This window comes from Clostridium sp. UBA6640 (genome assembly GCF_002455975.1).
Taxonomy (GTDB): domain Bacteria; phylum Bacillota; class Clostridia; order Clostridiales; family Clostridiaceae; genus Clostridium_J.
This window is the reverse complement of sequence record NZ_DKLM01000125.1, coordinates 1-4,730: the sequence shown is the minus strand read 5'-3', so window position 1 is coordinate 4,730 and position 4,730 is coordinate 1. Positions and strand designations below refer to the sequence as shown.

Here is a 4,730-nt window from a genome sequence, read left to right as displayed (position 1 = left end):
GATCCCCCGGTGAGCCACCAAAGCTTAGTACAAAGTACTAAGCTTTTTTTAGCTTCATAAAAAAGAATTAAGGGTTTATTCTAATATATTTTATAGCATACTAAATCACTGAAATTTACATATATTAATACTATCTATAAAGTACATATCTATGCTTAACTCAAGTTTTAAATTGCTAAGATGATAAATTTGAGGAAATAGGCATTAACAAATTTTCATTCTAACGTTTAATTGTCAAAAACTCCTGATAATTAGTCACAAATTTTCATATTTAGAAGTTTATATTTTAAAGTAAATAAAATGAAATATAAAATAATTAAAGTTTATAACTTTATATCATAATTTGTCGAAATGCCTTTCAAATCTCTGAAAATATATTTATAATAATTATTATTAACATATATAAATATAAGTTCGCAAATTATATTTATGTAGATTACGTCTATTTATAATAAAATTTAGAGACTATATGTATTTTTATGTATAATACTTTAAAGTAGTATTAAAAATTTTCTGCAGAATTTGATAAAAACATTTATATTTTATTGAAGTAGATATTTTATAATAATATCTCAATATATGGCGAATATAATGTATACATGTATATAATTGCTATAGAATATAAATATAGAAAATTTGATATATACTATTTAATAGGATAATAAGAAGGGAGATTTTATGTTAGCATTAGTTTTAAGTGATGTATTTAATAATGAATTTATGGAAGCTATAGTTAAAAATCCATTATACGTTACATGGAGAAAGATTGCTATTGCTGTTGGAGTATTTGTATTAATACTATTTTTAAGAAATATATTTGCTAAGTATGTGATGAAAGCATTAATGAAAGTTTTATCTAAAGCTGGAATTAAAGGCGCTTTAAAAATAGTGAAAGCCTTTGAAAGGCCATTAAGAAACTTTTTTTTAGTATTAGGTTTTTATATAGTAGCTATGGCTTTTAAGGATATGCTTTATTTAAGTCCTAAAATAATACAAAGAATATTTGATAGCTCAGTTATTATATTGATAGCTCAAGGATTAATGAATTTAGCAGAGGATTCATCATTAATATTTGATAAAATGGAAAATTACGATGTTAAAGTAGATAAAATATTATATCCTTTTATATCAAAGACATTAAAGCTTATAATTATAGCTTTAGCAATATATATGATTGCTGAAAAATGGGAATATAATCTAAAAGCGTTTATTACAGGATTAGGATTAGGGGGATTAGCATTTGCTTTAGCAGCAAAAGATGCTGCTTCTAATATTATTGCAGGAATTATAATAATATTAGACAAACCCTTTTCAATTGGAGACTGGGTTCAGTGTAAAGACTTAGAAGGCTCTATTGAAGATATTTCATTTAGAAGTACTAAGATTAGAACTGTTGATGAGGCATTAATTACAGTACCTAATTCAATTCTAGCTAATGATTCAATATTTAATTTTAATAGAAGAGATAAAAGAAGAATTAAGTTTAATTTAGGGGTAACTTATAATACTTCTAAAGAAAAAATACAAACATGTATTGGCAGAATAAAGAAGATGTTAGAATTACATAAAGATGTTGATAATGATGGTATCTTAGTTACTTTTGAAAGCTTTAACATAAATAGTTTAGATATATCTATTTCTTATTACACTAATAAGGCAGGACTTAAGGATTATTTAGCTATTAAAGAAGAGATTAATTTCAAAATAATGGAGATACTTGAAGAAGAAAAAGTTTCAGTAGCTCTTCCTACAAGAAGTATATATGTTGAAAATTCTCAAGAATAATATAGTTTATTAGTAGTATAATAAATAGTATTTAAATATTATAAAATAGGGTGAGTTTATGAAAAAAATATTAACAACCATAATTATAACATTAATTTTTTTATGCTTAGGTGGAGTATTTATTTACTCATCAATTAAAGAATTTATTATGATGAATGAGCTTCCAGGTGATTTAATATCAAAAGTTGCTATGATTTTTATGCTAATCTTTGGCATAATTCTAGTTTTAGCTCTTGTGTATAATATGATTGAGAGAATTAATGAAATTAAACGAGGTGACGAAGATGATATTAGTAAATACTGATTACATTAGCGGAAAAGAAATAGAGACAATATCTATAGTAAAAGGATCAGTTGTATGGTCTAAAAACGTAGGAAAAGATATATTAAGTGGGCTTAAAACTTTAGTAGGTGGAGAAATAGTAGCCTATTCTGAAATGATGAATGAAGCTAGAGCAATAGCAACAAAGAGAATGGTAGAAGAAGCTGAGACCTTAGGAGCTAATGGGATTATTAATATAAGATATACTACAAGTTCGATAATGACCGGAGCTTCTGAAGTTATCTCTTATGGTACAGCAGTTAAATTTAAATAAAAAAGTAAAACCCTAATATTGGGGTTTTACTTTTTTATTATGATAAAGGATTAGAAAAACCTTTTCCTTGAACTTCAGCAGTGTCTATAATTGACACAAATGCAGAGCTATCAACAGATTTTATAATATGCTTAGTTTTAGGAAGCTGTCCTAAGGAGACTATACAATAAAGCACATTTCTCTTATCATGAGTATAAGCACCCTCACCATACAATACAGTAACTCCTCTACCTAACTCTTCCATGATAGCTTTTGTAACTTCTTTTTGCTTTTGAGTAATTATAAAAATCATTTTTTGGCTATTAAAACCTTTAATAACTTTTTCCATAATAAAAGCAGTTGTATACATAGAGATAAGAGTATATAATCCAACATTAAAACCAAATAATAAACTTCCGACTGATACTATTATAAGGTTTATGCCAAAACTTACAGAACCTAAGTTTATACCAAATTTCTTTTTCATATATACACCTACTATGTCTAATCCGCCAGTTGAACCATGATTAGTAAATACTATTCCAAGACCAAGGCCATTTAAAACTCCACCATAAATACAATATAATAATAAATTTGATTCTGCTACAGGTGATAATACAGTATTTAAAGGTTGAGATATTATTAGTCCTAAAGAAAGAGATAAAGTACCAAAGGCCGTTAAAACAGTAAATTTCTTGTTTATTTTACGAGCACTTAAAACAAATAGCGGAATATTTAATATTAGTATAGTGTAACCCATAGGGACTTTAGCTATGTACTGAAATATTAAAGCTATGCCAGAAATACCTCCACTCAATAGATTAGAAGGTATAATAAATAGGTTTATACCAATAGCACATATAAAACTGCCTAACACTATCATAATGCAGAATTTAATAAGTTCTGATTTACTTATTCCTAAGTCTAATTTCATAAATAAAACCTCCTAACTAAAATTATTAAATAAATAATATGTTTAATTTATTTACTTTATCACAATTAAAAGATAATAAAAAGACTTTAAATAAAAATTTAAAGTCTAAAATAAATATAAAATATATAAAGTACTTATGCAATAAGTTATATTGAAAATTTATGTAATTAAATATTATAAGCTATAATTTTAATTCATATAGGGCACTAACTGCTCTAGATGGTAGTATATATTCTTAACACCTTGAGACCAGTTTTTATCTTCTGAATATTTTCTGTTTATCCATATGAAAGGATCTACATTAGGAGGTCTATCCTTAGATAAATTGACTACAGTTCTTGAGGCTATTTTAGTTGAATCTTCAATGTCTGTATTATATTTTTGCCAACTATTAAACACATTAAAAGGATTATTGGCTATTTGTTCAGCATTGTGATGATTTCTAGGAACAAAGCTTTGTTCTTGACCAGTTATTGCAAAGAGCAGTAATGGATTTAAGTTAAACTCTTCTGAAATATTTATTATAGTAGAAAAATAGGGTTCTTCCATTAAGATTGAATTTCTAGTAGATAGATATTTTTTTAAACTATCCCTATCTATTTCTCTATACTTAAAACTATCGTGAAGATGAGCATTTTTTGATTCTCTTGCAATTTCTTTGTACATCTTTGAAAGATGTTTTTGTCTCTCATTAGTAAGATTAAGGGTTGTAATATAGTGTACATTATTGTTAGAAAAAGCTAATGCTCTATTATTAGTTTGATCATTAAAGGTATATTTCGTTTGTAGATTGTATGAGGTTTCATAATTATTTAAATTAGTTAAATTGCAGAAGAAATCTTCTTCTGCACGATTGATTTTATGAAACTTCTCATTATTATTAGATAAATATATTAAGGTATAGGTGCATATGCAGCAAAATACTATAACATAAGTAAAAAATATATTAATTAGTTTATCTTTAGAAATTTTTTTTCTTATCTTCATTTAAAAACCACCATAAATCAATTAATATTTTTTGTAATATGCTTTAATTTAACCGAAATGTGGAATGTTTATTCATTAACGTAATAAAAGCTATAATATAACCATGTAGTAAATTTAACCAAGATAAAATTTTTGCAAATTATTTTGAAAATATATATTAATGTAATGAAATGAAGACCACGTTATTGTAATACTTCTTCATATAAAAATAGATAATAGTGTATAAAGTTTTACTAAATAGCAAATATTTTAATAAATAACTAAATATTATTGAAAAAGCTATTGACTATATCAAAATATGATGATATTATATTTTTTGTCGAAAGCGACAGATAAAGTGTTAATAACTAAGAAAAAAATGTGAAAAAAGTTGTTGACAAAGTTGTGAGTAGATGATAAGATAATTAAGCAGTCGAAAAACGGCAGCAAAATAGTAAAAAACTTGGTCT

5 protein-coding genes are annotated in these 4,730 nt (G+C 25.3%); 3 read left to right on the top strand and 2 right to left on the bottom strand.

The features are described from left to right. Positions 1-678 precede the first annotated feature (678 nt). From B2W91_RS13480 to B2W91_RS13470, 3 genes are read left to right on the top strand one after another with little or no spacing between them, the layout of a single operon-like run. Positions 679-1,785 (top strand): mechanosensitive ion channel family protein, encoded by a 1,107-nt coding sequence (locus B2W91_RS13480; protein WP_291581771.1) that lies wholly within the window; start codon positions 679-681, stop codon positions 1,783-1,785. Between the two features lie 58 nt (positions 1,786-1,843). Further along, on the top strand, positions 1,844-2,089 hold the full coding sequence (locus B2W91_RS13475; RefSeq protein ID WP_291581769.1) for a hypothetical protein: 246 nt from the start codon (positions 1,844-1,846) through the stop codon (positions 2,087-2,089). Continuing rightward, positions 2,070-2,381: a YbjQ family protein gene (locus B2W91_RS13470; protein WP_291581767.1), complete on the top strand. Its 312-nt coding sequence runs from the start codon at positions 2,070-2,072 to the stop codon at positions 2,379-2,381. Before B2W91_RS13475 ends, B2W91_RS13470 begins: the two co-directional genes overlap by 20 nt. Positions 2,382-2,418: 37 nt before the next feature. Here the strand turns inward: B2W91_RS13470 and B2W91_RS13465 are convergent, their stop codons facing one another. Together B2W91_RS13465 and B2W91_RS13460 are read right to left on the bottom strand one after the other, a co-directional pair. Further along, complete coding sequence (locus B2W91_RS13465) at positions 2,419-3,294, bottom strand: YitT family protein (RefSeq protein WP_291581764.1); 876 nt, start codon at positions 3,292-3,294, stop codon at positions 2,419-2,421. A 189-nt stretch (positions 3,295-3,483) separates the two neighbouring features. Then, entirely contained in the window at positions 3,484-4,281 is a 798-nt protein-coding gene (locus tag B2W91_RS13460) for a hypothetical protein (RefSeq protein WP_291581762.1), read from the bottom strand. Positions 4,282-4,730: the final 449 nt, after the last annotated feature.

What these genes read in the sequence shown, in the direction of transcription:
- B2W91_RS13480 (WP_291581771.1), top strand. Translation starts at nt 679, where the DNA reads ATGTTAGCATTAGTTTTAAGTGATGTATTTAATAATGAATTTATGGAA.
- B2W91_RS13460 (WP_291581762.1), bottom strand. Translation starts at nt 4,281, where the DNA reads ATGAAGATAAGAAAAAAAATTTCTAAAGATAAACTAATTAATATATTT.
- B2W91_RS13465 (WP_291581764.1), bottom strand. Translation starts at nt 3,294, where the DNA reads ATGAAATTAGACTTAGGAATAAGTAAATCAGAACTTATTAAATTCTGC.
- B2W91_RS13470 (WP_291581767.1), top strand. Translation starts at nt 2,070, where the DNA reads ATGATATTAGTAAATACTGATTACATTAGCGGAAAAGAAATAGAGACA.
- B2W91_RS13475 (WP_291581769.1), top strand. Translation starts at nt 1,844, where the DNA reads ATGAAAAAAATATTAACAACCATAATTATAACATTAATTTTTTTATGC.